The organism is Streptomyces durhamensis (assembly GCF_000725475.1).
GTDB lineage: Bacteria > Actinomycetota > Actinomycetes > Streptomycetales > Streptomycetaceae > Streptomyces > Streptomyces filipinensis.
In genome coordinates, this window is record NZ_JNXR01000007.1 from 196,020 (window position 1) to 222,411 (window position 26,392).

The 26,392-nt window shown below is 72.2% G+C and carries 29 protein-coding genes; 12 read left to right on the forward strand and 17 right to left on the reverse strand.

All coding sequences use genetic code 11. From position 1 onward, the window contains the following. Positions 1-113 precede the first annotated feature (113 nt). Complete coding sequence (locus IO33_RS0111910) at positions 114-995, forward strand: alpha/beta fold hydrolase (protein ID WP_031163506.1); 882 nt, start codon at positions 114-116, stop codon at positions 993-995. Here the strand turns inward: IO33_RS0111910 and IO33_RS0111915 are convergent. Next, the gene (locus IO33_RS0111915; RefSeq protein WP_031163509.1) at positions 992-1,897 is read right to left on the reverse strand and encodes an NYN domain-containing protein; all 906 of its coding nucleotides are present in this window, start codon (positions 1,895-1,897) and stop codon (positions 992-994) included. The two genes, IO33_RS0111910 and IO33_RS0111915, sit on opposite strands and share 4 nt — an antisense overlap. 186 nt (positions 1,898-2,083) lie before the next feature. Between IO33_RS0111915 and IO33_RS51130 the strand changes: the two genes are divergently transcribed. Beyond that, positions 2,084-2,236: a hypothetical protein gene (locus IO33_RS51130; protein WP_167349446.1), complete on the forward strand. Its 153-nt coding sequence runs from the start codon at positions 2,084-2,086 to the stop codon at positions 2,234-2,236. Between the two features lie 55 nt (positions 2,237-2,291). On the opposite strand, the gene IO33_RS0111925 is transcribed toward IO33_RS51130, so the two are convergent. From IO33_RS0111925 to IO33_RS0111940, 4 genes are all read right to left on the reverse strand, one after another. Further along, positions 2,292-2,897, reverse strand: coding sequence for a MarC family protein (locus IO33_RS0111925; protein WP_031163511.1), 606 nt, complete (start codon positions 2,895-2,897; stop codon positions 2,292-2,294). Between the two features lie 70 nt (positions 2,898-2,967). Further along, a complete protein-coding gene (locus IO33_RS0111930) occupies positions 2,968-3,825 on the reverse strand; it encodes a PHP domain-containing protein (RefSeq protein ID WP_031163513.1) in 858 nt (285 codons plus the stop codon). Between the two features lie 189 nt (positions 3,826-4,014). Then, positions 4,015-4,656, reverse strand: coding sequence for a DUF6758 family protein (locus tag IO33_RS0111935; RefSeq protein WP_037685260.1), 642 nt, complete (start codon positions 4,654-4,656; stop codon positions 4,015-4,017). A gap of 249 nt (positions 4,657-4,905) precedes the next feature. Further along, positions 4,906-5,490 carry a suppressor of fused domain protein gene (locus tag IO33_RS0111940; RefSeq protein WP_031163517.1) on the reverse strand — a complete coding sequence of 195 codons (585 nt, stop codon included), beginning with the start codon at positions 5,488-5,490 and terminating at the stop codon, positions 4,906-4,908. 462 nt (positions 5,491-5,952) lie between these two features. Here IO33_RS0111940 and IO33_RS0111945 point away from each other — a divergent pair, with 462 nt between their 5' ends. Together IO33_RS0111945 and IO33_RS0111950 are read left to right on the forward strand one after the other, a co-directional pair. Continuing rightward, positions 5,953-7,083, forward strand: a complete 1,131-nt coding sequence (locus IO33_RS0111945) for a magnesium and cobalt transport protein CorA (protein WP_031163519.1) — start codon at positions 5,953-5,955, stop codon at positions 7,081-7,083. 23 nt (positions 7,084-7,106) lie between these two features. Further along, on the forward strand, positions 7,107-7,631 hold the full coding sequence (locus IO33_RS0111950; RefSeq protein WP_031163522.1) for a hypothetical protein: 525 nt from the start codon (positions 7,107-7,109) through the stop codon (positions 7,629-7,631). Between the two features lie 96 nt (positions 7,632-7,727). Here IO33_RS0111950 and IO33_RS0111955 read toward each other — a convergent pair whose 3' ends face one another. Continuing rightward, positions 7,728-8,477, reverse strand: a complete 750-nt coding sequence (locus IO33_RS0111955; protein WP_031163524.1) for a hypothetical protein — start codon at positions 8,475-8,477, stop codon at positions 7,728-7,730. 226 nt (positions 8,478-8,703) lie between these two features. On the opposite strand from IO33_RS0111955, the gene IO33_RS0111960 reads away from it, so the two are divergent. The 3 genes from IO33_RS0111960 to IO33_RS0111970 are packed head-to-tail and all read left to right on the forward strand — an operon-like array spanning position 8,704 to position 11,774. Continuing rightward, positions 8,704-9,993, forward strand: a complete 1,290-nt coding sequence (locus IO33_RS0111960; protein WP_031163526.1) for a magnesium transporter MgtE N-terminal domain-containing protein — start codon at positions 8,704-8,706, stop codon at positions 9,991-9,993. Then, positions 9,983-10,597, forward strand: coding sequence for a DUF1003 domain-containing protein (locus tag IO33_RS0111965; RefSeq protein WP_031163529.1), 615 nt, complete (start codon positions 9,983-9,985; stop codon positions 10,595-10,597). Before IO33_RS0111960 ends, IO33_RS0111965 begins: the two co-directional genes overlap by 11 nt. 43 nt (positions 10,598-10,640) lie before the next feature. Next, positions 10,641-11,774, forward strand: coding sequence for an Mrp/NBP35 family ATP-binding protein (locus IO33_RS0111970; RefSeq protein ID WP_031163531.1), 1,134 nt, complete (start codon positions 10,641-10,643; stop codon positions 11,772-11,774). Positions 11,775-11,861: 87 nt separating this feature from the next. On the opposite strand, the gene IO33_RS0111975 is transcribed toward IO33_RS0111970, so the two are convergent. The 5 genes from IO33_RS0111975 to sigE all read right to left on the reverse strand — a co-directional run bounded on the left by IO33_RS0111975 (position 11,862) and on the right by sigE (position 17,453). Then, positions 11,862-12,524, reverse strand: coding sequence for a hypothetical protein (locus IO33_RS0111975; RefSeq protein ID WP_031163533.1), 663 nt, complete (start codon positions 12,522-12,524; stop codon positions 11,862-11,864). 255 nt (positions 12,525-12,779) lie between these two features. Next, positions 12,780-13,235, reverse strand: coding sequence for a sec-independent translocase (locus IO33_RS0111980; protein WP_031163536.1), 456 nt, complete (start codon positions 13,233-13,235; stop codon positions 12,780-12,782). 104 nt (positions 13,236-13,339) lie between these two features. Next, positions 13,340-15,358 (reverse strand): S1C family serine protease, encoded by a 2,019-nt coding sequence (locus tag IO33_RS0111985; protein ID WP_425347962.1) that lies wholly within the window; start codon positions 15,356-15,358, stop codon positions 13,340-13,342. A 347-nt stretch (positions 15,359-15,705) separates the two neighbouring features. Next, complete coding sequence (locus IO33_RS0111990) at positions 15,706-16,746, reverse strand: zf-HC2 domain-containing protein (protein WP_078963519.1); 1,041 nt, start codon at positions 16,744-16,746, stop codon at positions 15,706-15,708. Then, positions 16,743-17,453, reverse strand: a complete 711-nt coding sequence (gene sigE / locus IO33_RS0112000) for an RNA polymerase sigma factor SigE (protein WP_078963521.1) — start codon at positions 17,451-17,453, stop codon at positions 16,743-16,745. Before sigE ends, IO33_RS0111990 begins: the two co-directional genes overlap by 4 nt. A gap of 234 nt (positions 17,454-17,687) precedes the next feature. Between sigE and IO33_RS0112005 the strand changes: the two genes are divergently transcribed. Beyond that, the gene (locus tag IO33_RS0112005; protein ID WP_078963523.1) at positions 17,688-18,386 is read left to right on the forward strand and encodes an O-methyltransferase; all 699 of its coding nucleotides are present in this window, start codon (positions 17,688-17,690) and stop codon (positions 18,384-18,386) included. Between the two features lie 87 nt (positions 18,387-18,473). On the opposite strand, the gene IO33_RS47190 is transcribed toward IO33_RS0112005, so the two are convergent. After that, on the reverse strand, positions 18,474-18,641 hold the full coding sequence (locus tag IO33_RS47190; RefSeq protein ID WP_018544333.1) for a DUF3117 domain-containing protein: 168 nt from the start codon (positions 18,639-18,641) through the stop codon (positions 18,474-18,476). 371 nt (positions 18,642-19,012) lie between these two features. Between IO33_RS47190 and chcB the strand changes: the two genes are divergently transcribed. Then, positions 19,013-19,816, forward strand: coding sequence for a 2-cyclohexenylcarbonyl CoA isomerase (chcB, locus tag IO33_RS0112015; protein WP_031163549.1), 804 nt, complete (start codon positions 19,013-19,015; stop codon positions 19,814-19,816). 24 nt (positions 19,817-19,840) lie between these two features. Here the strand turns inward: chcB and IO33_RS0112020 are convergent, their stop codons facing one another. Genes IO33_RS0112020 through IO33_RS0112030 form a run of 3 tightly spaced genes read right to left on the reverse strand, consistent with a single transcriptional unit; the run spans position 19,841 to position 21,443 of the window. Continuing rightward, positions 19,841-20,494, reverse strand: coding sequence for a GNAT family protein (locus tag IO33_RS0112020; RefSeq protein ID WP_031163551.1), 654 nt, complete (start codon positions 20,492-20,494; stop codon positions 19,841-19,843). Positions 20,495-20,499: 5 nt separating this feature from the next. Next, positions 20,500-21,090, reverse strand: coding sequence for a DNA-3-methyladenine glycosylase I (locus tag IO33_RS0112025; protein WP_031163553.1), 591 nt, complete (start codon positions 21,088-21,090; stop codon positions 20,500-20,502). Beyond that, entirely contained in the window at positions 21,087-21,443 is a 357-nt protein-coding gene (locus IO33_RS0112030; protein WP_031163555.1) for a DivIVA domain-containing protein, read from the reverse strand. Before IO33_RS0112030 ends, IO33_RS0112025 begins: the two co-directional genes overlap by 4 nt. A 137-nt stretch (positions 21,444-21,580) precedes the next feature. Between IO33_RS0112030 and folP the strand changes: the two genes are divergently transcribed. After that, positions 21,581-22,441, forward strand: a complete 861-nt coding sequence (folP, locus tag IO33_RS0112035; RefSeq protein WP_031163557.1) for a dihydropteroate synthase — start codon at positions 21,581-21,583, stop codon at positions 22,439-22,441. A 64-nt stretch (positions 22,442-22,505) separates the two neighbouring features. On the opposite strand, the gene IO33_RS0112040 is transcribed toward folP, so the two are convergent. Together IO33_RS0112040 and dapE are read right to left on the reverse strand one after the other, a co-directional pair. Further along, complete coding sequence (locus tag IO33_RS0112040) at positions 22,506-23,264, reverse strand: LOG family protein (protein WP_031163559.1); 759 nt, start codon at positions 23,262-23,264, stop codon at positions 22,506-22,508. A gap of 104 nt (positions 23,265-23,368) precedes the next feature. Next, positions 23,369-24,448, reverse strand: coding sequence for a succinyl-diaminopimelate desuccinylase (gene dapE, locus IO33_RS0112045; RefSeq protein ID WP_031163561.1), 1,080 nt, complete (start codon positions 24,446-24,448; stop codon positions 23,369-23,371). A gap of 95 nt (positions 24,449-24,543) precedes the next feature. On the opposite strand from dapE, the gene IO33_RS0112050 reads away from it, so the two are divergent. Together IO33_RS0112050 and IO33_RS0112055 are read left to right on the forward strand one after the other, a co-directional pair. Further along, entirely contained in the window at positions 24,544-25,536 is a 993-nt protein-coding gene (locus IO33_RS0112050; RefSeq protein WP_031163563.1) for a hypothetical protein, read from the forward strand. A 287-nt stretch (positions 25,537-25,823) separates the two neighbouring features. Then, the gene (locus IO33_RS0112055) at positions 25,824-26,240 is read left to right on the forward strand and encodes a hypothetical protein (protein WP_031163565.1); all 417 of its coding nucleotides are present in this window, start codon (positions 25,824-25,826) and stop codon (positions 26,238-26,240) included. Positions 26,241-26,392: the final 152 nt, after the last annotated feature.

Below are 26,392 nucleotides of genomic sequence, written 5' to 3' on the forward strand. Positions count from 1 at the left end.
CACTTCGGTGGGCCGGGCCGTCGCGTTCGCGCCCCCGGCCCCGCCCGTGCCGGCGCTCCCCGAACCCGTGCCCGCCCCCTCGTGCCCGGGCAGGGGCCCGATAGCCTCTCCCCATGAGCAGGCCCGCCACCTTCGTCCCGCCGCCCGGCGCCCGTGCGTACCGTCTGCGGACCGCGCGGGGTGAGTTCGCCGTCGTCGACGCTCCCGTGGGCGACGGGGTCGAGCCGCGCGGGGTCGCGCTGTTGCTGCCGGGGTTCACCGGGAGCAAGGAGGACTTCAACCCGCTGCACGTGCCGCTCGCGGAGCGCGGGTACCGGACCGTCGCCGTCGACGGGCGCGGCCAGTACGAGTCGGACGGTCCCGCAATCGACCAGTCCGCCTACGCGCAGGAGGAGTTGGCGCGGGACGTGCTGGCCCAGGCCGAGGCACTCGGGCAGCCGGTGCATCTGCTGGGGCACTCCCTCGGCGGGCAGATCTCGCGCGCGGCCGTGCTGCTCGACCACGCCCCGTTCCGGTCGCTCACCCTCATGGCGTCCGGGCCCGCGCAGATCTCGGAGTCCCAGCAGCAGCGCGTGAAGCTGTTGCGGGACGCGCTCGCCGCGCTGACGATGGCGCAGGTGTGGGAGGCGATCCAGGCGATGGAGACGCCCGAGGAGACCGAGACGCCCGCACTGGACGACGGCCTGGACGACCGGGACGATCTGCGGCGCCGCTGGCTGGGCACGAAGCCCGCCCAACTCCTCGCCACTGGGGGCCAGTTGTGCACGGAGCCGGACCGCGTCGCGGAACTGGCCGCCGTGCCGCTTCCGTTCCACGTCCTGTCCGGCTCACGGGACGACACCTGGCCGCTGCCCCTGCTGGACGACATGGCGGTACGGCTGGGCGCACGGCGGACGGTGGTCGAGGACGCCGAGCACTCCCCCAACACCGACCAGCCCCTGGCCACGGCCCGCGCCCTCGCCGACTTCTGGGACGCCGCGGGCGGACGGGGTTAGTACTGCGCCTGCAGATGGTCCCAGAAGCCGTCCCTGAGGGCGCGGCGCAGGTCCGCCTGGCCGCGCAGGGAGTACTGGAGCAGGCCCTCGGCCTCGACGAGCAGGTCCTGGTCGACGGAGCCGGGGAGATAGGGGTGGCCGGGGAGCAGCTCGACCAGGGCCTCGCGGCCCCGGGAGGCCAGCCACTTGGCCGCGATCTGGGCGCCCACGAAGCGGACGTCCTCGCGGGTGGGACGGTTGCCGGACGTGGCCTCGTAGGCGGCGGCCGTTCGGCGGGAGACGTACGGCTTGAAGAACTCCAGGTCGAGGGTGCGCTGGCTGTCGACCTCCCAGAGCAGCGGGTCGGCCTGGTTACGGCCCTCGGGGGCCTCGATGCCCCACAGGTGGACGCGGGCGCCGTACCCCTGTGCCGCCTCGACCGCCGAGACCAGGTCCTCGTCGCCGCCGAGGAGCGCGGCGTCACTGATGGCGCGGTGCCGGGCGAGGGACTCCAGATCCGTGCGGATCAGTGAGTCGACGCCCTTCTGCTGGTTGTTGGCGTTGAGGTTGCCCAGGCGCACCTTGACGTCGGGCAGTTCGGCGATGGCCTGCTGCTCGGCGGTGTGGATGCGGCGGCGGGCACCGTCGTACCAGTAGACGCGCAGCAGGCGGCTGTCCGCGAAGACGGAGCGGGCGCGGTCGATGAGGGCCTCGATCAGGCCCTCGGCGTCGAGGTCGAAGGCCCGGCGGTCCTCGGTCCCCGCGACCAGCCGGCCGGCGGCCGCGTACAGGTACCCCGCGTCGACGAAGATCGCGTGGGTGGAGGGCGTCTTCGCCACCTCGGCGAGCATGCGGGTCAGCAGCTCGTTCGTGCGGTCGATGCGGGCGCCCAGGGCCGCCAGGTCGTCGTTCATCGCCTCCATTGTCCCGGTGGTCACGCTGCGAACACAAACGGACGCTTACCGGTCAGTAATTAGCCGTTCGAAAAATTTCTTTAGCGTAGGGAATGTTCGTAACATGGAGCATGTTGACTACGTACGACACCGGCTGCACAGCCGGTGCACCGAGTAGTTCTCCTCAGGAGGATGACCAGACGAAGGGAGAAGCCCATGCGCTTCGAAATCATGCGTCTCGACGAGGTCGACGGCACCACCGTGGACAGCACTGTCGTGGACGCCGCCTCCGTCAACCGGATCGTTCAGCAGGCCGCCGCCATCGGACAGCGCCTGTGGATCCGCCCGGCCGGGACCAAGGTCTCGTAACGCTCACGCGCTGCGCGCCACTCAAGCTTTCCGGGGGAGCCGAGCCGACGAGGGCTCAGCTCCCCCGGATCACCTGAGTGATCCCGTTGATGATCTGCTGCACGGCGATCGCGGAGAGCATCATGCCCGCGAGCCGCGTCACCAGCACCACGCCGCCGTCCTTGATGACCCGGATGATCAGCAGCGAGTAGCGCATCACCAGCCACAGCACGACGTGGATCGCGAGGATCGCGGACCACACCGAGAGCTGCGTGGACACGCTGTCGGCCTTCTGCACGGCCAGGATCACGGAGACGATCGCACCGGGGCCCGCCAGCAGCGGCATGCCGAGCGGTACGAGCGCCACGTTCACGTCCTTGGTCTGCTTCGGCTCGTCGGTCTTGCCGGTGAGCAGGTCCAGCGCGATCAGCAGGAGCAGCAGACCGCCCGCGATCATCAGCGCGGGGACGGAGACGTGCAGGTAGTTGAGGATCTGGTGGCCCAGGACGCCGAACGTGGCGATGACCCCGCCCGCGACGCACACCGCCTGGAAGGCCATGCGCTTCTGCACCTTGGCCGGACGGCCGGCGGTGAGGGCGAGGAAGATCGGGGTGATCCCGGGGGGATCCATGATGACGAAGAGGGTCAGGAACAGGGAGCCGAAGACGGCGATGTCGAACATGGTGGTGCGGCAGGCCTTGCAGAGAGAAGTGATTCGGGCGTCGAGTCGATGAGCCGGGCCGGTTCCGGCCTCAGACTCCGCCGGTGCCCGGGACCGGGAACGCGCCGGTGGCGCGCCGCGTGATCTCCCCGTACACCTCGGGGTCGGTCGTGTACGCGCCCAGCGACACGGTCTTGCGGCTGCCGTGGTAGTCGGAGGAGCCGGTGACCAGCAGGTCCAGGTCCTTCGCCAGACCCCGCAGTCGTTCGCGCGCCTCGGCGTCGTGGTCCATGTGGTCGACCTCGATGCCGTCCAGGCCGGCCTCGGCGAGCTCCGCGATGCGCGACTCCGGGACGGTGCGTCCCCGCTTGGCGGCGGCTGGGTGCGCGAACACACAGACCCCGCCCGCGCCCTTGACGAGCCGGATCGCCTCGAAGGGATCGGTCTCGTGCTTCTCCACGAAGGCCCGGCCGCCGTCGGCCAGCCACTCCTCGGTGAACGCGTCGCTCACCGTCGGTACGACGCCCAGTTCGACCAGCGCGGTCGCGACATGCGGGCGCCCCACGGAACCGCCGGCCGCGATCCGCTCGACCTGCTCCCAGGTGACCGGCACGCCCAGCGCGTCCAGCTTGGCGACCATGGCCTTGGCCCGCGGCACCCGGTCGTCCCGCACCAGCTCGCGCTCGGCCAGCAGGGCGGGCTCCGCGGGGTCGAAGAGGTAGGCCAGCATGTGCATGGAGATGCCGTCGACACGGCAGGACAGCTCGGCGCCGGTGACGAGGGTGAGCCCCTCGGGCAGCGCGGCGACCGCTTCGGCGTACCCGCGGGTGGTGTCGTGGTCGGTCAGCGCGACGACGTCCAGCCCGGCGGCAGCGGCGTTGCGCACCAGCCCGGCCGGGGTGTCCGTACCGTCGGAGGCCGTGGAGTGACAGTGCAGATCGATGCGCACGGTGACTCCAGACGGGGACGACTACGGACGGGGACACCTAAGGATAGCGGGGTTTCGAAGCCCGCCTGTCACACCCGCAACCCCGAAGCACCCCCTACCGAACCCACCTGAGGGGCGCGGGGAACTGCGCGAGCGACCCACCGCGAACCCGCACCCGCCATCGAACAGCCCCCGGCACCCCAGTGGGCGCTACGGCCGGAGCAGGCGCGGCGACAACGCTCCGAAGGGCACCAGATCCAGCTCCGCCCCCGCGTCCCGCAGATCCGTCAGCACCAGCTCGTCGTACATGAGCAGGCCGGACTGCTCCGGCCACATCACCGCCCACAGCCACATCCCGAGGGCTTCCCCGGCGAAGGCGGCGCGGTCGTCGGGGGTGCGGTAGACGTGCCAGAGCGGGGTCGGGCGGCCGGCGGCCAGGACCTTGGCCTCGGGCGGCTTCTCGATGTTCATGTACGACCCCGGGTCCGGGCCGTCGATGCCCGCGTACCGCGCGCCGAGGCCGACGCCGAGTTCTTCGGCGACCAGGATCAGCTCACCGGGGCCGCCGAGCGGGCCGGGTCCGGAGCAGGCCACGGCGGTCGCGCGGCCGCCGCTGCGGTCGTCGCCGGCGTAGGCCGCGCCCGTGAAGAGCCAGCCGACCGGCAGCGGCCAGGGCATCCACAGCGGGACGTGCGTGCGGTGCACCACGGCACCGAGGGCTTCGACGCTGGGCGGGATCACGGGCTGCAGCGGATACACCGTGCCGTGCACATCGCACTGCCACGCATCGGCGAAGAGACCGGGAGCCCTGACCCGGCCACCACACCGCGGGCAACTGGGTTCGCCCCTCATAGGGCTCCACGGTCCTACCCCTGCCCGCCCACGTCAAGGACGATCACCCGTCCGGACGGAACACACCACCCGGTGAAGTGCGTGCACTTCACATTTATTAGCCGGGCTAAGTCATCCGGAGACAAACCTCAGGTGAGCCCGCGGGGCCACACGCTCCTCCGGCGACACAGGAAGACGCAGGAAGGTGCCGGCGCCCCTCGCCAACTGGCGCCCGCTGCCCGGGCCTTGGTGAGCTTGCTCACGTACGGGTCAGTCCAGCGGGACGGCCCCGCGGACCGGGTCGCGCAGGTCCGTGCCGTGCGCGAGCCAGCGCTCCTGGAGGGCCTGGGCGCCGTGCACCCGCTTCCAGGCGGCCTCGTTCGGAGTCATCGGCAGCAGCGGCAGGAACCGTACGGGCTCCATCGGCTCGTCCAGCTCCAGGTCCTCCACCAGGCCGCCGGGCTCACCCACCAGAACCGAGGTGAAGGGGGCGCCGGGCCACAGCGGGCCGCCGACGTCCAGGGAGGCGCCCGGAGTCACGATCAGACCTTCCACCTGCGGAGTCGCGGCCAGCACGGCGAGCGGACGCAGCACCTTGTCGGTGTCGGCGAGGCCCGCGCGGACGGAGAGGACGAGCTCGGCGCGGGGGCCCTTGACCGGGTCGGCGAGCATCGCGGTGGGGTCGGTCATGGGGTGCGCGGACATACCGAGGGTGGCGTACCGCAGGACGTCCCCCTCCTGGAACCGGAGCACCTCGATGCGGTCCGCGCCGAGGAAGGTGACGGCGGCGCGCGCGTCCGGTGCGCCCAGCGCGGTGGTCAACCGTGCCTCGACCAGAGGAAGAACATCAACCATGCGGTGAGCATAGAACTCGTCAGCAGCGGGCAAAGCGGCGCCTTGACACATCGGGCTGCTGCTACGCTGAGCCGGTGGTTCGGGACAGCACGCAAAGCGTCGCCATCAAGTCCCGTCGCCGCTGAGACTCCCTTACGAGGGACCGGCCGGAGGAGGTGGGGCTGTCATGGATCGAAGTCGACCGTGCAGTACCACTCGCTCTTCCGCCCGCTGATCCGATCACTGGCTGGGTTCTGGCTGTCCGACGCCTTCCCGTGCGTGTCTGCCCTCCGGAAGAGCACTTCGTTTTGCTTTGCCTGATCTGAAATCAGTTCTGCATCAGTAGCGAAGTCGCCACCGCGACGGTGCGGTGCTCCCCGCTTTGTGGACGTGCCAAACATCCCGCAGTCAGGACGTCCCCATTCCGGGTAGTTCCACCCGTCGCCGGCGGTCTTTCGTTGCCTGTAGCGAAGGAGCCTGCCCATGTCGATGATCCGCGACCTGCGCGCCGTGGTCCGTCCGTCCCGTGTCTCGCTGCGCAAGACCACGAGCACGTCGAGCGCGTCGTACGACACCACCCGCGACCCCGCCACGCCCTCGGCGGTCGTGGACTGCGCCGTGTACCGCGACGGCGCCCGTGTCGTGAGCGAGAAGCCGCTCACCCCGCACGAGGCGATGCGGCTGGTACGGCGCGACGGCGGCTTCGTCTGGATCGGGCTGCACGAGCCGACCGAGGCCGAATTCGCCGGTATCGCGAGCGAGTTCGGGCTGCACCCGCTGGCCGTCGAGGACGCGGTGCAGGCCCACCAGCGGCCCAAGCTGGAGCGGTACGACGACTCGCTCTTCACCGTCTTCAAGACCATCCACTACGTCGAGCACGACCGGCTCACCGCCAACAGCGAGGTCGTCGAGACGGGTGAGGTCATGTGCTTCACCGGACGGGACTTCTTCATCACCGTCCGGCACGGCGGCCAGGGCTCGCTCAGGGCGCTGCGCCACCGGCTGCAGGACGACCCGGAGCTGCTCGCCAAGGGCCCTTCGGCGGTGCTGCACGCGATCGCCGACCATGTCGTGGACGGCTACATCGCGGTCGCCGACGCGGTGCAGGACGACATCGACGAGGTGGAGACCGAGGTGTTCTCGCCGGGCCGCAAGGGCGGGGTGTCCCGGGGTGTGGACTCGGCGCGGATCTACCAACTCAAGCGTGAGGTACTGGAGTTCAAGCGGGCGGTGGCTCCCCTGCTGCGTCCGATGCAGCTGCTGAGCGAGCGGCCGATGCGGCTGGTCGACCCGGACATCCAGAAGTACTTCCGGGACGTCGCCGACCACCTCGCCCGGGTCCAGGAGCAGGTGCTGGGCTTCGACGAGCTCCTCAACTCCATCCTCCAGGCCAACCTCGCGCAGGCGTCCGTCGCGCAGAACGAGGACATGCGCAAGATCACCGCCTGGGCGGCGATCATCGCCGTACCGACGATGGTGTGCGGCGTGTACGGCATGAACTTCACGTACATGCCGGAACTGCACTGGAAGTACAGCTACCCGGTGATCATGGGCATCACGGTCGTGATCTGTCTGGGCATCCACCGCACGCTGAAGCGCAACGGCTGGCTGTGACCGGCGCTGGATAGGGTGGGCGCATGACAAGCGAGCTGCTCGACCGGGCCCTCATCGAGGAGGCCGCGAAGAAGTCCGGCCTCATCTGGGTCAGGGGCACAGGTGGCCCCGCCGCGCGTGCGCTGTGGCACGTGTGGCACGAGGGCGCGGTGTGCCTGGTCGGCGACGGGCCCGGTGAGCAGCCGCTGGAGGGGCTGGCCGACGGGGGCTCCGCCGAGGTGACCGTGCGCAGCAAGGACAAGGGTGGCCGGCTGGTGACGTTCCCGGCGACCGTGACCGAGCTGGCGCCCGGATCCGCCGAGTGGGAGGCGACGGTCGCCGAGCTGAAGGGCAAGCGGCTGAACGCCCCGGACGGCGAGGAGATGCCGGCCCGCTGGTCCCGTGAGTGCCGGGTGCTGCGCCTGACTCCGGCGGGGTCCGTGGTGCCGCTGCCCGCCGGCAGCCTGGCCGAGGCTCCGGTGCCGACTCCGGCGACGACACGGATGCCGATTCCGGCGGGCCTGCCGAGGCTGCTCGCGAAGCGGCGGAAGAAGGAGCGGCGGGGCTGAGGGGGCTTCGGCACCGCAGGTCACGTCCGTGAGGGCTCAGCGCCGTCGCGGCGGACGAGAACGGCCGGTGCCGTTTCGCACCGGGGCTCTCGACGGCTAGGACGTCGGCAGCTGCTGCCCGTAGTCGACCGTCTCGCCCTGCGCGGGCTCGGTCACGGCGAAGTCCTTGCCCCAGTCGGAGAAGCTGAGCGTCCCCGCCCCGCCGGCGCGGACCAGGCGCAGGGGGTAGGGCGTGCCCTCCAGGCAGACGTCGAGGCTGCCGCCGGAGCCCTTGTCGCCGGTGATGCGGATGGTGCGGGTACCCGCGTCGTCGTGGTGGCCGTCCGTCGCCAGTGTGCCGTGCAGTGTCAGCAGCCCGTCGAGGAGGACGTCCTTGTCCGTGAAGCCGCTGAACTTCTTGTACGCGGGGTCCGTCTGCGGCACCTTCACGTACTTGCCGTTCAGCTTGCCGGCCGTGCCGTCACCGCCGTCCTTGCCGCCGGCCTGGTTCCAGAAGTCCGCGTCGGCCTTCAGATACAGCTGTGCGCCGACCCGCAGCAGCTTGAAGGTCGCCCCCTGCGAGGTCACCGACCCGGTGCCGCCGTCGGCCTTCAGCCGCATGTCCAGCTGGTACGTCCGGCCGCTGGTGACCACGGTCCCGGACAGCCGCACCGCCGGGGCGCCCTGGGCGGCCGCCCGCGTCTTGGCCTCGATGCGGTCGGCGGGCAGTTTGCCCACGCCGTTCGTCCCCGCGTCCGGATCGCCGCCGCCGCACCCGGTCAGCAGCGCCGTCCCCGTCACGGCGAGTGCGCAGAACGCGGTGACCCGGGCGGCCCGGCGGGTACGGCCCTGGGGAGTCGCAGTCACAGGTGGGGTCGCCTTTCTGACGGTTCCTGAACGGCGTACGGCAGCGTACCGGTGCCCCGGCCGCCTGGCGGAGCCAGTCCGTCCGGACCCCCCACCGGGGCGTATCCGACCGGTACGGGCTAGCCTGAAGCGCACCCGAGCGGGCAAATCCGAGCAATTCACAAAGAAAGCGGAACACCCGAGCAAAGGGCGATTCCCAGGCCACGTCAGCAGAGGAAGCACAACCATGGCAGCCGGCGCCCCCCGGATCTTCGTCTCGCACCTCGCCGGGGTCCCCGTCTTCGACCCGAGCGGCGACCAGGTGGGCCGTGTACGCGATCTGGTCGTGATGCTGCGCGTGGGCCGCAGGCCCCCGCGGCTGCTCGGGCTGGTCGTCGAACTGACCACCCGGCGCCGTATCTTCCTGCCCATGACCCGGATCACCGGCGTCGAGTCCGGGCAGGTCATCACCACCGGCGTGATGAACGTCCGGCGCTTCGAGCAGCGGCCCACCGAGCGGCTGGTCTTCGGCGAGCTGCTGGACCGCCGGGTGACGCTGGCGGAGACCGGCGAGCAGGTCACCGTCCTCGACGTGTCCGTGCAGCAGCTGCCCGCCCGCCGCGACTGGGAGGTCGACCGCGTCTTCGTCCGCAAGGGCAGGAAGGGCGGCGCGTTCCGGCGGGCCAAGGGCGAGACGCTGACCGTCGAGTGGTCCGCCGTCACCGGGTTCTCGCTGGAGGAGCACGGGCAGGGCGCCGAGAGTCTGCTCGCCACCTTCGAGCAGCTGCGCCCCGCCGACCTCGCCAACGTCCTGCACCACCTCTCCCCGAAGCGGCGCGCCGAGGTCGCCGCCGCACTCGACGACGACCGCCTGGCCGATGTGCTCGAAGAGCTCCCCGAGGACGACCAGATCGAGATCCTCGGCAAGCTGAAGGAGGAGCGCGCGGCGGACGTCCTGGAGGCCATGGACCCCGACGACGCGGCCGACCTGCTCTCCGAGCTGCCCGAGGAGGACAAGGAGCGGCTGCTGAGCCTGATGCAGCCCTCCGACGCGGCCGACATGCGCCGCCTGATGTCGTACGAGGAGCACACCGCCGGCGGTCTGATGACCACCGAGCCGATCGTGCTGCGCCCGGACGCCACGGTCGCCGACGCGCTCGCCCGGGTCCGCAACCCCGACCTGTCCCCCGCCCTCGCCGCCCAGGTCTACGTCTGCCGGCCGCCCGACGAGACCCCGACCGGCAAGTACCTGGGCACGGTGCACTTCCAGCGGCTGCTGCGCGATCCCCCGTACACCCTGGTCAGCTCGCTCCTCGACGAGGACCTGCAGACCCTGGCCCCGGACGCCGCGCTGCCCGTGATCGCCGGGTTCTTCGCCACGTACGACATGGTGGCCGCGCCCGTGGTGGACGAGTCGGGGTCGCTGCTGGGAGCGGTGACCGTGGACGACGTACTGGACCACATGCTGCCCGAGGACTGGCGGGAGACCGAGTTCCACCTGGACGAGGGAGAGGGGGCGGCCGCACATGGCTCCTGAGCGTGAGAGCACCCGTGAGCGCGGCAACCCGGCGGGCGCCACGGCCGCCGGCCGGCCCCGTACGCCCCGGCTGGACCAGCCGCGCCCGCCCAGGCGCCGGATCCTGCCCGAGTGGGACCCGGAGGCCTTCGGGCGGCTGTCGGAGAGGATCGCCCGCTTCCTGGGCACGGGACGCTTCATCGTCTGGATGACGGTCGTCATCATCGCGTGGGTGGTGTGGAACATCGCCGCACCCCGCCATCTGCGCTTCGACCAGTACCCGTTCATCTTCCTGACCCTGATGCTGTCCCTGCAGGCCTCCTACGCGGCCCCGCTGATCCTGCTCGCGCAGAACAGGCAGGACGACCGCGACCGGGTCAACCTGGAGCAGGACCGCAAGCAGAACGAGCGGTCCATCGCCGACACCGAGTACCTGACCCGGGAGATCGCCGCGCTGCGCATGGGCCTGGGCGAGGTGGCCACCCGCGACTGGATCCGCTCGGAACTCCAGGACGTGGTCAAGGAGCTGGAGGAGCGCCGCCGTCACGACGGGCACCCCGGCCATGTCGTATTCCCGGCGGAACGGACAGAACGCCCCCCGGGACGTGACACAGACGACCGCTGAGGGGCATCCCTGCGGCCCCTCGGGGCGCCGTACCATCGTCCTTATGGCTACGGAAGACGCGGTGCGCGAGGCACTGGCGACGGTGAACGACCCCGAGATCAACCGCCCCATCACCGAGCTGGGGATGGTCAAATCGGTGGAGATCGGGGATGACGGCGCGGTCGCCGTCACCGTGTACCTGACGGTCTCCGGCTGCCCCATGCGCGACACCATCACCCAGCGCGTCACCGAAGCGGTCTCGCGGGTGGAGGGCGTCACGCGTGTCGACGTCACGCTCGACGTCATGAGCGACGAGCAGCGCAAGGAGCTGGCGACGGCCCTGCGCGGCGGCCAGACCGAGCGCGAGGTCCCCTTCGCCAAGCCCGGCAACCTCACCCGCGTCTACGCGGTCGCCTCCGGCAAGGGCGGCGTCGGCAAGTCCTCGGTGACGGTGAACCTCGCCGCGGCGATGGCGGCCGACGGCCTCAAGGTCGGCGTGGTCGACGCCGACATCTACGGCCACAGCGTGCCGCGCATGCTGGGCGCGGACGGCCGTCCCACCCAGGTCGAGAACATGATCATGCCGCCGTCGGCGAACGGCGTGAAGGTCATCTCCATCGGCATGTTCACCCCGGGCAACGCCCCGGTCGTCTGGCGCGGCCCCATGCTGCACCGCGCCTTGCAGCAGTTCCTGGCGGACGTCTACTGGGGCGACCTGGACGTCCTCCTGCTGGACCTTCCGCCCGGCACCGGCGACATCGCCATCTCGATCGCCCAGCTGATCCCGAACGCCGAGATCCTGGTCGTGACGACCCCGCAGCAGGCGGCGGCGGAGGTGGCCGAGCGCGCCGGCTCCATCGCGGTCCAGACCCACCAGAAGATCGTCGGCGTGGTCGAGAACATGTCCGGCCTGCCCTGCCCGCACTGCGGCGAGATGGTCGACGTCTTCGGCACGGGCGGCGGCCAGACGGTCGCCGACGGCCTGACGCGGACGACGGGCACGACCGTCCCGGTACTCGGCTCCATCCCGATCGACGTCCGCCTCCGCGAGGGCGGCGACGAGGGCAAGCCGGTGGTCCTGAGCGACCCGGACTCCCCGGCGGGCTCGGCCCTGCGCGCGATCGCGGGGAAGCTGGGCGGCAGGCAGCGGGGTCTGTCGGGCCTGTCCCTGGGGATCACGCCCAAGAACAAGTTCTGAGCACGTCTCGGCGGACGCGGCGGCCCTTTCGGTGAACGTGAGCGGACCGTGCGGCGAAAGGGGCGCCGGGCAACCGGCGCCCCATCCTCACGCGTAGGCGGAAACGTCCTTCACCGCGGCGAACCCGAGACCGTATGCGCTCATGCCGCGTCCGTACGCCCCCAGATGCACCCCCGCCTCCGTCGTGCCGGCCAGGACCCATCCGAATTCCGACTCCCGGTAGTAGAACGAGGCGGCCACCCCGTCCACCGGCAGGGAGAGCCTGGTCCACTCCGGCCCTTCGAGATCGTCGGCCAAGGCCCACGCGGTCTCCGTCTGCTGGTCCAGCCAGTCGTCCCGCAGGGTGTGGTCCATCTGTCCAGGCCAGGTGAACGACAGCAGTCCCACCCCGGCCAGCCACGCGGCCGAGGAGACCGAGGTGGCCTCCAGCAGCCCCGTCCCGTCGGCGCTCCGGCGCGACGGCTGCGCGGCGACCGTGATGACCACCGCGAACTTCTCCCGCGGCTCACCGGAGACCGCCTCGCTGCGTACGGAGGGCTCGTCACCGTGCCCGATCGAACCGTGCTCGACGGCGCCGTCCGCCCCCATACCGACCTGCATCAGCCAGCGCGGTCCGGTGAACGCCTCGTCGAGGCCGTACCACGGGAAGGGCGCCTGCAGGTAACCGTCGACCGTACGCCGGCCGGAGGGGAGCTGTTGCTCGCCCTCCGCGTCCGGCGGCTGCGCGCCCACCCGACTCGTCGTCTCCATCTGCCCGGACGCCTCCTCGCTCTCGTCGGACCGGGTGACCCGCCCCCCTTCGGGCGTACGCGTCCGGTCCGCACAACAACTCGGCAGCATATCCACACCGGTGAGAACCGCAGGGCAGGCGCTGGAGGCGTGGGGCGCACGAACGCCCTGCTCAGGCCGTGTGCGACGGGTGCGTGCTATGACACGCGTCACGTGCGCGGGATGCGCCCCCGTGCGCGTGTCGGCGTAGCCCCGCGGCCGCGGCCGTCGCCGCGGCTATGTGGCGTCCGCGTCGAAGGGCGGCCGCTCGTCCTGGCCGGGCTCCTCGGGCTTCTTGGTCATGTCGATACGCCCACCGGGCGACGAGGACGCGGAGGACGAGGACGCGGCGGAGGACGAAGCCTCGGCCTCCCGGCCGTTGACGGCGTCCGTGACCTCGGCCATCTCCTTCTTCAGGTCGAACCCGTTGCGGATCTCCTTCAGCCCCAGATCGTCGTTGTCCAGCTGCTTGCGGATGAACGTCTTGGGGTTGAGGTCCTCGAACTCGAAGTCCTTGAACTCCGGCCCCAGTTCGCTGCGGATGTCCTGCTTGGCGCTCTCCGAGAACTCGCGGATCTTCCGGATCGTGCGCGTCACGTCCTGGATGACCTTCGGGAGCTTGTCCGGACCGAAGACGAGCACGGCGAGCACAATGATCGTCACCAGCTCCAGTGGCCCTATGTCATTGAACACCTGACGCTCCTTGCGATGTCCTCGGTCGCTCAACGGTACCCGGCGTTCCTGTCCGACCGGTACCGTCCCGAGGTGAGACTTCTGTCAGTTCTGTGCCACGGCAGTCAGTTCTGATCCGCAGCGCCCAGGCTGAGCGGGACCTGCCGGTCGGTGCCGTCGCGCCGGACCGTCAGCCGCAACCGGTCACCGGGCCGGTGGGCGCGGATCTTGACGATCAGTTCCTCGGCCGTGTGCACACGCTCGCCGTCCACCTCGGTGATGACGTCGCCCGGCTTGAGTCCGGCCCGCTCACCGGGGCCGCCCCGGGTCACGGCGGGTCCGCCGCCCGCGCTCTTGCCGTCGATCCGGGCCCCGTCGCCGGTGTACGCCATGTCGAGGGTGACGCCGATCACCGGATGGGTCGCGTGACCGTCGTTGATCAGTTCCTCGGCGACGCGCCTGGCCTGGTTCACGGGGATGGCGAAGCCGAGACCGATGGAGCCGGCCTGGCCGCTGTCCGTTTCGGAGCCGCTGTCGGCGGAACGGATGGCGGAGTTGATGCCGATCACCTGGGCCCGGGAGTTGAGCAGGGGGCCGCCGGAGTTGCCCGGGTTGATGGGCGCGTCGGTCTGCAGCGCGTCGACGTAGCTGACGTCGCTCCCGTCGCCCTTCTCCCCACCCGCCGTGATGGGCCGCTCCTTGGCGCTGATGATGCCGGAGGTGACGGTGTTGGCGAGGTCGAAGGGGGCGCCGATGGCGACGACGGGATCGCCTACGCGCACATCGTCGGAGTTGCCGAGGGGCAGCGGGGTGAGCCCGTGCACGCCGTGGACCTGGACGACGGCGAGGTCGTAGCCGCTGTCGCGGCCGACGACCTTGGCCTTGACGGTGTCGCCGCTGCTGAAGGTCACGGATATCGCGCCGCCCGATCCGGCGGGCGCGACGACGTGGTTGTTGGTGAGGATGTGGCCCTGGGCGTCGAGCACGAAGCCGGTGCCGGTGTCCGACTGGTCGGTCCCGGTGACGTGCAGGGTGACGACACTGGGCAGCGCCCGGGCGGCTATCGCGGCCACGCTGCCCGGCGGCCGCCCGGCGGGCACGCTTCCGGCCTGCGGCAGACGCACGTCACCGCCGCCCAGGCCCTGGCGTTCGACATAGGCGCCGACGACCCCGCCGACGCCGGCGGAGACGACGGCGACCACGAGGGTCCACACCAGCGCGAGCCGCTTCGCCCGCCGTCTGCGCTGCGCGTCCGTCGGCACACCGGCCCCGGTCTGCTGCAGCCCCCCGTGCGCGACCACCTGCTCCCGCGGAGACCCGCCGGCCCAGGGGTCATAACGCCCACCCACGTCCCCCGCCCCACCGTCCGACACCGGAGTGACCAGCGAGGCGGACGCGACGGCGGAACCGGTGCCGGGCCCATGGGTGCCCGGTGCGGGCATGGGAGTGCCGGGCGCGGGGGTGCCTGCGGCAGGGGTGCCGGGCATGGGAGTGCCGGGCGCGGGGGCGCCTGCAGCAGAGGTGCCGGGCATGGGAGTGCCGGGGGCGGGGGCGCCTGCAGCAGAGGTGCCGGGCGCGGGGGCGGCCGGGACCGGCATCGGGGCACCGGGCGCGGGGGCGCCGGGGACCATGGGAGTGCCGGTGGCCGGGGCACCGGCGGCAGGGGCGGGCGTGCCGGGGACCGGCATCGGGACGCCGGGCGCGGAGACACCAGCACCAGGAACGCTGGGCGCGGACGTGCCCGGCACCGGCATCGGGATGCCGGGCGCGGAGACGCCAGCAACGGGGGGGCCGGATGCGGGCCGTGCCGGGGGCGGCGGGGGTACGGGCGTTCCCTGGGGCGGTGTGGCCGCCGGGTGCTGTACGGGCGGTGCGGGTGCCCAGGGGCCGGGCTCGCCGTAGGGCGGGGTGCCGTAGGGGTCGGGGTCGTGCAACGGCTTCGGACGCCCGGCGGGGGCCGCCCACGCGGACTTCCCCTGCTCGGGCGCCTCACCCGCCGAAGTGCCGCCGTCCGCCTCGGCCTCCTTCGCCGGGCCCGGCACCGGTTTGGCCAGCTCGAAGTCCCCGTCGGCCACGGCGGCCCCGGCCTCGTCCGACCCGGCCTGCTCCGCCCCGGTGCCCACCGCGCCGGCCGGACGCGCCAGGGCGAAGTCGCCCGAGTCTCCGTCGAGCGAACCGGAATCCGCCGGCCCGACACCACCCGGCGCCTCACCGCGCTCGGCGTCCACCGGCGCGGCCGGGCCTGCCGAAGCGGACTCGCCCGTCGGCTCGGTGCCGGACGGCTCGTTGTCGGCCGGCATCATCCCCGCCGCTCCCTCCGGTCCGTCCTCCGGCGGGACACGGTTCCCCTCGTTCATGCTCTCCCCACGGCTGGCCGTGGCCGCGCGCTTCGGCGGCGGCCACGGAACGTCGACCACGCCCCCGGGACATCGCCGCGGGAACGGTGTTCACAGGATTCAACCAGGTTCGCGGGCCGTGGCGCAGTGGCCGGTCAGGGCGTCTCGTGGGGGGTGGAGGGGGACGGGGAAGGAGCGGAGGCGGCGTCGGGGACGGGGGCGGACAGCAGGCCGGAGGCGGACACTCCGGGGATCCTGGACCAGGCGGTGAGCGGGTAGACCACCGTGTCGTCGAGCGGGCGTATCAGCGGGGAGACGGCGGCCGCACCGGCCGTCACCGGCGTGGTCAGGCCCCGTATCGCGTCGACCTGGGTCTGGCCGGTGCCGGAGGCCGGCAGTCCGGGCACGAGGGGCGCGGACATCGAGGTGGGGGCCGCCGACGTCGGTCCGAGCTGGGCGCCGCCCTGGGCGAGCAGTGGTCCCGCCGCGCGACGGCGCTGGTTGTCGGGCGTGGCGGCGCCGCTGCCCGCGCCGGTGCCGGCCGAGCGGGCCGGGAGCACGCTGCCGGTGCCGGAGCCGCCGCGGGCGTCCGCGGTGGTGTCACCGGGGATGGCGGTGGTCATGCCGCCGAGGGCGACCGCGGCCAGGGAGACCGCGCCGGCGGCGGCGACCGCGAACCGCAGGCCGCGCGAGGCGGAGCGGCCGTCGTCCGGGCGGCCGACGGGATGGATGCGGAAGCCGCGCTCCTCGGGTGCCGGTACGACGTGATGGGAGCCCGCGGGAGCGGGGCCGTGCGGGCGGGGGGGGACGTATCCGAACGCGAAGCGCTCGCCGCGCCTCGCTCCGAAGACGCCGAGGACACCGGTGGCTCCGGCGCTCTCGTCGGGGCCGCGTCCGAAGGGGCCGCCCCCGGGCGGCGACATGCCGTCGCCGTCCAGGTCACCTCCTCCGGGAAGGCCCTGGAGGCGGGCCAGGAGGCTCGCCGAGGGCGGCGGCGGGGCCGCCTCCGCGAACACGTTCTTCAGCGCGCGCTGGGCGTCCGCCTCCGCCTTGCACCGGGCACAGGTGGCCAGGTGCGCGAGGACCCGCTCACGCGTCTCATGACCGAGCTCTCCGTCCACCAGGGCGGAGAGACGGTCTCCCAGGTGCTGCTCTGCGAGGTGCCCCTCCGCAGGTTTCGGCCGTGATCCACTCACGCGGTCGCGCCCCCTCCCCCCAGAGCGGGGACCCGGGCCAGGAAGGTGCGCCGTTCGGCCGCGCGGGCCTCCGGGGAACGGTGCGCCAGGGCCTTGCGGAGCTGGGAACGGCCGCGGTGGATACGGGAGCGGACGGTGCCGAGCTTCACGCCGAGGGTGGCGGCGATCTCCTCATACGACAGTCCCTCGATGTCGCACAGGACGACGGCGGCGCGGAACTCGGGCGCGAGGGTGTCGAGGGCCTGCTGGACGTCGGCGTCGAAGTGGGCGTCGTTGAAGAGCTGCTGCGGGGTGGGCTCGCGGCTGGCCAGCCGCTCGGCGGCGTCCTCGCCGAGGGCGTCGAAGCGGATGCGCTGCTTGCGCCGGACCATGTCCAGGAAGAGGTTGGTGGTGATGCGGTGCAGCCAGCCCTCGAAGGTGCCGGGCGAGTACGTCGACAGGGAGCGGAAGACACGGACGAAGACCTCCTGGGTGAGGTCCTCGGCGTCGTGCTGATTGCCCGTCAGGCGGTAGGCCAGCCGGTAGACCCGGCCGCTGTGGGTGCTGACGATCTCCTCCCACGTGGGCGGAGTCCACGCCTGCCCGTCCGCGTCGGTGGAGAAGGTCGCGGTCTGGGCCTCGCCTGCGGCGAGACCGGCGTGGTGGTCAGCAGCGGTGTCGGTCACGGATTTCGGCCTGCCCGCCGACCCGAGGAAGCGCCGCAGCACTCCACCCCGGTCCCCGGGCGCAGCCGCACCTCCCCTGTCGGCTCTGGTGGTGTCCAGTGGAGCCCCTACCATAGCCACCTCGCCCGTTAGCTCCGGATAAGCGGTTTTACGAGAATTTGATACTCGCTGATACGGCTCGTTCGGCTGCGTCAGCAGTTGCTCGGTGCGCTGATCCACCCCTCGCCCCCCGTCGCGCCGCCGGCCTCCGTCTCATCCCTATAAACGCCCGGTCCCATCTGCGGGTTCCCGACACCAACGGATACAGTCACGCCCAGGCATCCATGGGGACAGGAGAGGGTCATTACCGGCAACCGGCAGACGAGCTGGGCGTTCGCCGACGCCTTTGTCGCCGAGGACGAAGCACTGCGCTGGGCCCGCGACCGGGCCCGCGAGGCAGGGCTGCGCTCGGTGTCGCCCGGCACGGGCGCCGCGCTGCGTCTGCTCGCCGCCTCCGTCGACGCCAAGGCCGTCGCGGAGATCGGCACCGGCTGCGGGGTGTCCGGGATCCATCTGCTGCACGGCATGCGCCCGGACGGGGTGCTCACCACGGTCGACCCGGAGCCGGAGCACCAGCAGTTCGCCCGGCAGGCCTTCCGCGCGTGTGGCTTCGCCAGCAACCGCGCCCGCTTCATCCCCGGCCGGGCGCTGGAGGTGCTGCCCCGGCTCGCGGACGCCGGCTACGACCTCGTCTTCTGCGACGGTGACCGGCTGGAGTACCTGGACTACCTCGCTGAATCGTTGCGCCTGCTCCGGCCCGGCGGCCTGGTGGTCTTCGAGGGGATCTTCGCCAACGGCCGTACGGTCGACTCGGGACCGCAGCCGACGGAGGTGCTCAAGCTGCGCGAACTGCTGCGCACGGTGCGCGAGAGCCAGGAGCTGGTGCCGTCGCTGCTGCCGGTGGGCGATGGCCTGCTGTGTGCCGTCAAGCGGTGAGCGCCGGCCCGCGGCGGGGCAGGACGCGCGACTGCCCCGGCACCGCGTACGATGCCGGGGCAGTCGGAAGGACACTGCGCTGGGGCGTCAGACGACGACCTTCTTGAGGGCGTCGCCGAGCGCCTCGGCCTCGTCAGGGGTCAGCTCGACGACGAGTCGACCGCCGCCTTCGAGCGGAACGCGCATGACGATGCCCCGCCCCTCCTTGGTCACCTCGAGCGGGCCATCACCCGTCCGCGGCTTCATGGCCGCCATGCTCGTTCCCCTTCCTGAAACCAGCTCATCGTCTGCCGGGAGCCCGCACCGGGCATCCGCGGTTCCGCACCGGACACGCGACACCGGCATCGAACACATTGCTTCCCAGCCATTATCCCGCATCGCAGGACCCGATGACCAACATCAGTCGGCATCGCTTGGGCAACGCGCGCGAGCAAAACCACCCAATTCGGGGATGTGGCTGCGATACTGCGCCGCTGCACGGACGTCCGCGGGCCGACTCCGCTCCGGTTTTCTTTGACGCAGGTCACACGTCGGGTCCGGCCCTTGGCCGGCGATCTCCGCCATGCTGTCCTTCATACAGGGACGTACCGAGCGGTACGTCATCCGCGACACCGAGGGGATGCGCCATGGCCGACACCGTGCTCTACGAGGTGAGCGACGGACTCGCGACGATCACGCTGAACCGCCCCGAGGCGATGAACGCGCTGAACATCGCGACCAAGGCCGCTCTCCGGGAGGCGGCGGAGTCCGCGGCCGGCGACCCGGCCGTACGGGCGATCCTGCTGACCGCCGCCGGGGACCGGGCGTTCTGCGTCGGCCAGGACCTCAAGGAGCACATCGGGCTGCTCGCGTCGGACCGCGCGACGGGGTCCGGTCAGACGATGAGCACGGTCAAGGAGCACTACAACCCGATCGTGCGGGCCCTCACCGGGGCGCAGAAGCCGGTGGTCGCCGCGGTCAACGGCGTCGCGGCCGGGGCCGGCTTCGGATTCGCGCTCGCCGCGGACTACCGGGTGGTCGCCGACACGGCCGCCTTCAACACCTCGTTCGCCGGCGTGGCCCTCACCGCCGACTCCGGCATCTCCTGGACGCTGCCCCGGGTGATCGGCCCGAGCCGCGCCGCCGACCTGCTGCTCTTCCCGCGCAGCATCAGCGCCCAGGAATCGCTGGAGCTGGGCATCGCCAACCGGGTCGTGCCCACCGCCGAGCTGCGCGCCGAGGCCGAGAAGACCGCGCGCGCACTGGCCGAGGGCCCGACGGTGGCGTACGCGGCGATCAAGGAGGCGATGGCCTACGGCCTCACGCACTCCCTCGACGAGACCCTGGAGAAGGAGGACGAGCTGCAGACCCGGGCCGGCGCGTCCGAGGACCACGCGATCGCGGTGCAGGCGTTCGTGAACAAGGAGAAGCCCACGTACCTGGGCCGGTGAGGCACCGGGGCCGGGGTGCGGGGCCTAGGGGGCGATGAGCAGGGCCTCCGCGCCCACCGGGCGGTATCCGGCCGCCTGGAAGGCGCGTACGCTGCGGGCGTTGCCGGCGGCCTGCTGCGACCAGACCCACTGCCCGGGCGGGACGAGATGCCGGGCGGCCGTGGCCAGGGCCCGTCCCAGGCCCCGGTGGCGTACGTCCTCGTCCACCTCGATCGCCGTCTCCCAGCGGCCCGCCACACCCCGGCCGAGGACGACCACCGCGCCGTCCGCCGCCCAGACCCGGACGTCGTCGCGGCGGGCCCGCGCGCTGTGCACGCGCGGGTGGTCCGGGTCGGTGAGTTCCCGCAGCCCCACCGGGGGGTCGCCGGGCAGGGAGCCGGCCACGGTGAGCAGGTCGACGGTGTCGGTGGAACGGCCCGTGCGGGCCAGGAACGCGGCCAGGAAGCGGGGGTTCATCGCGGCCGCCAGCGCGTCGCAGTCGAGGGACGCGAGGGTGTCCCGCACCCAGTGCGGGTCCTCGTCGGTGAACACCACGGAGTGCGCGGTGAACGCGATCACCCCGGCGTCGCGGTGGCTCGGCTGCGGCACGACGGTGACACCGCCGTCGGGCGGCGGGAAGTGACCGCGGGCCGCCGCGTCCAGGAGGGCGGCCAGGGTCGGGGGCACGGCCTGGGACATGGCGGTCAGGCGCCCGTGCTTCTCGCCACGCAAGCTTCCAGGTGGTCGTTGACCAGGCCGCATGCCTGCATCAGGGCGTAGGCCGTGGTCGGGCCGACGAATCTGAGGCCCCGCTTCTTCAGGGTCTTGGACAGGGCCGTCGACTCCGGGGTCACGGCCGGGACGTCGGCGAGGGTCTTCGGGGCCGGGCGGCCCGCCGGGTCGGGGGCGTGCGACCAGATCAGCTCGTCCAGCTCGCCCTCGGCCCAGTCGGCGAGCACGCGTGCGTTGGCGAGCGTGGCGTCGACCTTGGCGCGGTTGCGGATGATGCCCGGATCCGCCAGCAGGCGCTCGCGGTCCTCGTCGGTGAACGCGGCGACCTTCTCGATGCGGAAGCCGGCGAAGGCCGCGCGGAAACCCGGGCGGCGGCGCAGGATCGTGATCCAGGACAGGCCCGACTGGAAGGCCTCCAGGCTGAGCCGCTCGAAGAGGGCGTCGTCGCCGTGGACCGGGCGGCCCCACTCCTCGTCGTGGTAGGCCACATAGTCCTCGGTGGACAGGGCCCAGGGGCAGCGCAGCGCGCCGTCGGTCCCGGCCAGGGCGGCACCGGCGCTCACCGCTGGTCCTCGGGGTGGTCGCGCTTCTCCATGTGGACGTGTGCGGCGGCGGCTCTCGCGCCGGCCAGCGCGGACTCCAGGTCGGCGATACGGGCGTCCCGCTCGGCGAGCTCGGCGGCGAGCCTGCCGAGGGCGTCGTCGACGTCCGCCATGCGGTAGCCGCGCGGGGAGACCGGGAAGCGCAGGCTCTCCACGTCCGCGCGCTCCACCGGGCGGTCCTCGGGCAGCGGGTCCTGCAGCCGCTCCGGCGCCACCTCGGGCAGCGGGCCGCTCCCGCCGCCACCCACCACGGCGAGTGTCACCGCGGCGACCACGACGGCCAGCGCGACGACCAGGAACAAGAACATCACCATCGCCAGGGGTCCCCACGCTCCGTGCCGGACGTTGTGCCGGACGTTGAATCTGTCAGGGTCCGATCGTGCCATGCGCCTCTGACAGTTAGGGTCACAGGCGGCCGTACTGCGGGACGTACTAGGAGAGGTCACAGCGGATGCTCAGGCTGGGCAGGCGGGAATTCGGGCCCCACGAGCCGGTGATCATGGCGATCGTGAACCGGACACCGGACTCCTTCTACGACCAGGGGGCCACCTTCCGTGACGAGCCGGCCCTCGCCCGCGTGGAGCAGGCGGTGGCCGAGGGCGCCGCGATCGTCGACATCGGCGGGGTGAAGGCCGGGCCGGGCGACGAGGTCACGGCCGAGGAGGAGGCGCGGCGCACGGTCGGCTTCGTGGCCGAGGTACGGCGCCGCTTCCCGGACGTGCTCATCAGCGTGGACACCTGGCGGGCCGAGGTCGGCGCGGCGGTGTGCGAGGCGGGGGCGGATCTGCTGAACGACGCCTGGGGTGGCGTCGACCCGGCGCTCGCGGAGGTCGCGGCGCGGTACGAGGTGGGGCTGGTGTGCACGCACGCCGGGGGTGTACAGCCGCGCACCCGCCCGCACCGGATGACGTACGACGACGTCATGGCCGACATCCTCGAGGTGACCGTGGGGCTGGCCGAGCGGGCGGTCGCGCTCGGAGTGCCGCGCGAGTCGGTGCTGATCGATCCCGGGCACGACTTCGGGAAGAACACGCGGCACAGTCTGGAGGCGACGCGGCGGCTGGACGAGATGGTCGCGACGGGGTGGCCGGTGCTGGTGTCGCTGTCCAACAAGGACTTCGTCGGCGAGACGCTGGACCGGCCGGTGAAGGAGCGGCTGATCGGTACGTTGGCGACGACCGCGGTGTCGGCGTGGCTCGGGGCGCGGGTGTACCGGGTGCACGAGGTGGCCGAGACGCGTCAGGTGCTGGAGATGGTGGCCGCCATCTCCGGGCACCGGCCCCCCGCTGTGGCGCGACGAGGCCTGGCCTGAACCCCGGGGGCGAAGTCCCCCGGGGTGTGGCGTGGTGGCGGTGGATGCCGGAGGGAGCCCTGGGCTAGCGGGCCGCCTCCTTCGAGACCAGGGCCACCGCCTCGTCCACCTCGTCCGTGACGTGGAACAGGAGGAGGTCCTTCTCCGCCGCCTTGCCCTGGGCCACCAGCGTGTTCCTCAGCCAGGACACCAGGCCGCCCCAGTACTCGGTGCCGAACAGGACGATCGGGAAGCGGGTGACCTTCTGGGTCTGGACCAGGGTCAGCGCCTCGAAGAGTTCGTCGAGGGTGCCGAGGCCGCCGGGCAGGACCACGAAGCCCTGGGCATATTTCACAAACATCATTTTTCTTACAAAGAAATAGCGGAAATTCAGCCCGATATCGACGTACGGATTCAGCCCCTGCTCGAAGGGCAGCTCGATGCCGAGGCCGACCGAGACGCCCCCCGCCTCGCAAGCGCCCTTGTTCGCGGCCTCCATCGCGCCCGGACCGCCACCCGTGATCACCGCCCAGCCGGCTTCGACCAGGCCCCGGCCGAGCCGCACCCCCGCGTCGTACTCCGCCGAGTCCACCGGTGTCCGGGCCGAGCCGAACACGCTGATGGCGGGCGGGAGTTCGGCCAGCGTGCCGAATCCCTCGATGAACTCCGACTGGATGCGGAGCACACGCCAGGGGTCCGTGTGGACCCAGTCCGTGGGGGCCCGCTCGTCGAGCAGCCGCTGGTCGGTGGTGCTGGGCATCACCTGGCCGCGACGTCGGAGGACCGGTCCGAGCCGCTGCTCGTCCGGCGGCTGCTTCTTCCCCTCGGGGTTGCCGGTAGCCATGTGCGCTCCCTCCGCTTGCCGGTAGTTCGATCTCAGACTAGATCCACGCGGGTTACGGAGGGGGGACGTGAGCATGTCCGCAATGAAGCGCCGAGCGGCGGGCCCTACGCGGTGAGCCAGTTCCGCAGGCGCTCCTCGCCCGCCAGGATCTTCGCCGTCTCCACCCGCTCGTCGCGCTTGTGGGCCAAGTGCGGGTTGCCGGGGCCGTAGTTGACGGCGGGGACACCGAGCGCGGAGAAGCGGGAGACGTCCGTCCAGCCGTACTTGGGCTTCGGCGTGCCGCCGACCGCCTCGATGAAGGCCGCGGCGGCGGGGTGGGACAGGCCGGGCAGTGCGCCGGGGCTGTGGTCGTCGACCACGAACTCCGCCACCCCGCAGTCCGCGAACACCTCGCGGACGTGCGCGATCGCCTCCTCCTCGGTGCGGTCGGGGGCGTAACGGAAGTTGACCGTGACCACGCACGCGTCGGGGATGACGTTGCCGGCCACTCCCCCGCTGACCCCCACGGCGTTCAGGCCCTCGCGGTACTCCAGGCCGTCGATCACCGGGTGGCGGGGCTCGTAGGCGGCCAGGCGGGCCAGGATGGGGGCGGCGGCGTGGATGGCGTTGGCGCCCATCCAGGAGCGCGCCGAGTGGGCCCGCTCGCCCGTGGTCTTCAGCAGCATGCGCAGGGTGCCCTGGCAGCCGCCCTCGACCTCGCCGTCGGAGGGCTCCAGCAGGACCGCGAAGTCGCCCTCCAGCCACTCGGGGTGGGCCTCGGCGACGTGCCTGAGGCCGTTGAGCTCGGCGGCGACCTCCTCGTTGTCGTAGAAGACGAAGGTGAGGTCGCGGTTGGGGGCGGGGACCGTGGCCGCGACGCGCAGTTGCACCGCGACGCCCGACTTCATGTCGCAGGTGCCGCAGCCCCACAGCACGCCGTCCTCGTCCAGCCGCGAGGGCACGTTGTCGGCGATGGGGACGGTGTCGATGTGGCCGGCCAGGATCACGCGCTCGGCGCGGCCCAGGTTCGTGCGGGCGATCACGTTGTTGCCGTAGCGGTCGACCGTCAGGTGCGGCAGGGCGCGTAGGGCGGTCTCGATGGCGTCCGCGAGGGGCTGCTCGGTGCCGCTCTCCGAGGGGAAGTCCACGAGCTGCGCGGTGAGCGCGGCTGCGTCGAGCGTGAGGTCAAGCGAGGTGTCGGCCATGGCCTCGACCCTAGCGCGCCACCTGCCGGGGCCCGGTTCGCGGCGCTGACCGGGCCCGCCGTGAGCGCCGGACGCCCCTCCAGTACCTTGTACGCGTGCCAGAGCCGTCCCCCACCCGTCCCAAGCGCCGCGGCCGCCTCTTCCGTTTCGCGGCGGCCCTGTTGGTCCTGTGCGGTGTCGCCGCCTACCTCGTGGTGCAGTACGTCACCGGAGGCGGCGGTGCGCGCGGCTGCAAGGTGATCTCGTCCGCGGGTGACGGGACGTCGCACGAGTTCACGCCGGAACAGGCCGTGAACGCGGCGACGATCGCGGCCGTGGGCACCGGGCGCGGGATGCCCGAGCGGGCCGTGACGATCGCGCTGGCGACCGCCCTGCAGGAGTCGGGACTGCGCAACATCGAGCACGGAGACCGGGACTCGCTCGGCCTGTTCCAGCAGCGGCCCTCGCAGGGCTGGGGCACCGAGCAGCAGATCATGGACCCCGCGTACGCGGCGGGCATCTTCTACGCGCATCTGGCCAAGGTGCCGGACTACGCGGCGCTGCCGCTGACCGAGGCGGCCCAGGAGGTGCAGCGCAGCGGGTACCCGGAGGCGTACGCCAAGCACGAGCCGGACGCGAAGCTGCTGGCGGCGGCGCTTACCGGCCGCGCGGCGGCCACGCTGACCTGTGACGGGCGCCCGGAGCCCGCCGCCTCGGCGACGGGTCCGGACGCGGTACGGGCCGCGCTGGTCGGGGACTTCGGGCGGGACGCGCTGCAGGAGACCGGGGCGGAGGTCGGCGGTACGCCGGTGCCGTCGCCGTCTCCCTCGCCGAGCGTGACCGCGACCGCGCACGGGCGGACGGTGACCGTTCCGGTGCCGCAGGGCAGGCGGACGGACGCGAGCGGGCGTACCGAGCGGGAGCGGGGCTGGCAGCTGGCGCAGTGGGCGGTCGCGAACTCCTCGGCGCTGCACATCCAGCGCGTGTCGTACGCGGGGCGGGAGTGGACCGCCGGGCACGGCGAGGACCCGTGGAAGACGGCCGCTACGGGCGAGGCCAGTGGTGCGGAGCAGTCCGTGGGGGCCGTCCGCATCGTGGCCGGACAGTAGTACGACGGATCACTCCGGCGGGTTGTGCGGCGCCGGTTCGGCGCGCGTCCGGGGCGGGAACGGCGCCGGATCCGGGATCCCTTGGAAATCAAAGGCTGTAAGGATTCTGCGGGATGACGGGCGGACGCTCTTTGCCCGTTTTTATCCACACCTGATAATGCGATGCGTTATCCATTCTTTACCTGGGGCGTCCGCAACCTTCGCGGGCTTCGAGCGGTAGTCACGGCGTCCGAGCCGGACACGAGCCCGGACCACAGACAGCGTTCTCTCCCGTCGAATGGAGCATCATGTCCCTCCCTCTGACCCGCCGGATCGCCCGTGCCGCGCTGATCGTCGCAGCGGGAGCGGCTGCCGGGGTCGGTGCGGCCGGCTCCGCCGGTGCGGCCACCAACCAGCCGGTGGCGGTCCCGAACACGGGTGGTCTCACCGCCCCGGACACGGCGAACGTCGGCAGCACCGTCGAGGGCGCCGCGCAGCACGCCACCACTCTCGCGGCCACCACCGGCGGCACCGCGGTCGGCAAGACCGTGCCGGGCGCGGCCAAGACCGGCACCGGTGCCGTGAGCAAGACGGCGCCGGTGGCGCGCAAGGCCGCCGGTGAAGTGACCGGGGCGGCCGGGAGTGTCGTCGGGAACGCCGCGTCCTCCACGGCGAAGAGCGGGCTGCCGCAGCTGCCGGTGCAGGGTGGCCTGCCGCTCGGCTAGGCACCCGGCTCTGACAGCCGACGGGGTCCAGGGAATTCCCTGGGCCCCGTCGCCTTTGTGTGCCCGCGTCGGCGGGGGCCGGCCCTTGTTCGGGCCGTGCCCGGTGCCGCAGGCCGTGCCCACCCGTTCCGCCCCGCGGGACGACTGCCCAC

Bases quoted from the DNA above. Each gene is read 5' to 3' on its own strand.
- IO33_RS0112030 (WP_031163555.1), bottom strand. From the start codon at position 21,443: ATGGTGATGTTCTTGTTCCTGGTCGTCGCGCTGGCCGTCGTGGTCGCC.
- IO33_RS0112040 (WP_031163559.1), bottom strand. From the start codon at position 23,264: ATGGCTACCGGCAACCCCGAGGGGAAGAAGCAGCCGCCGGACGAGCAG.
- IO33_RS0111975 (WP_031163533.1), bottom strand. From the start codon at position 12,524: ATGGAGACGACGAGTCGGGTGGGCGCGCAGCCGCCGGACGCGGAGGGC.
- IO33_RS0112055 (WP_031163565.1), top strand. From the start codon at position 25,824: ATGTCCCTCCCTCTGACCCGCCGGATCGCCCGTGCCGCGCTGATCGTC.
- IO33_RS0111945 (WP_031163519.1), top strand. From the start codon at position 5,953: ATGTCGATGATCCGCGACCTGCGCGCCGTGGTCCGTCCGTCCCGTGTC.
- IO33_RS0111965 (WP_031163529.1), top strand. From the start codon at position 9,983: ATGGCTCCTGAGCGTGAGAGCACCCGTGAGCGCGGCAACCCGGCGGGC.
- IO33_RS0111940 (WP_031163517.1), bottom strand. From the start codon at position 5,490: ATGGTTGATGTTCTTCCTCTGGTCGAGGCACGGTTGACCACCGCGCTG.
- IO33_RS0111935 (WP_037685260.1), bottom strand. From the start codon at position 4,656: ATGAGGGGCGAACCCAGTTGCCCGCGGTGTGGTGGCCGGGTCAGGGCT.
- IO33_RS0111915 (WP_031163509.1), bottom strand. From the start codon at position 1,897: ATGGAGGCGATGAACGACGACCTGGCGGCCCTGGGCGCCCGCATCGAC.
- IO33_RS51130 (WP_167349446.1), top strand. From the start codon at position 2,084: ATGCGCTTCGAAATCATGCGTCTCGACGAGGTCGACGGCACCACCGTG.
- IO33_RS0111960 (WP_031163526.1), top strand. From the start codon at position 8,704: ATGGCAGCCGGCGCCCCCCGGATCTTCGTCTCGCACCTCGCCGGGGTC.
- IO33_RS0111950 (WP_031163522.1), top strand. From the start codon at position 7,107: ATGACAAGCGAGCTGCTCGACCGGGCCCTCATCGAGGAGGCCGCGAAG.
- IO33_RS0111925 (WP_031163511.1), bottom strand. From the start codon at position 2,897: ATGTTCGACATCGCCGTCTTCGGCTCCCTGTTCCTGACCCTCTTCGTC.
- folP (WP_031163557.1), top strand. From the start codon at position 21,581: ATGCTCAGGCTGGGCAGGCGGGAATTCGGGCCCCACGAGCCGGTGATC.
- chcB (WP_031163549.1), top strand. From the start codon at position 19,013: ATGGCCGACACCGTGCTCTACGAGGTGAGCGACGGACTCGCGACGATC.
- IO33_RS0111910 (WP_031163506.1), top strand. From the start codon at position 114: ATGAGCAGGCCCGCCACCTTCGTCCCGCCGCCCGGCGCCCGTGCGTAC.
- IO33_RS0112020 (WP_031163551.1), bottom strand. From the start codon at position 20,494: ATGTCCCAGGCCGTGCCCCCGACCCTGGCCGCCCTCCTGGACGCGGCG.
- dapE (WP_031163561.1), bottom strand. From the start codon at position 24,448: ATGGCCGACACCTCGCTTGACCTCACGCTCGACGCAGCCGCGCTCACC.
- IO33_RS0111970 (WP_031163531.1), top strand. From the start codon at position 10,641: ATGGCTACGGAAGACGCGGTGCGCGAGGCACTGGCGACGGTGAACGAC.
- IO33_RS47190 (WP_018544333.1), bottom strand. From the start codon at position 18,641: ATGGCGGCCATGAAGCCGCGGACGGGTGATGGCCCGCTCGAGGTGACC.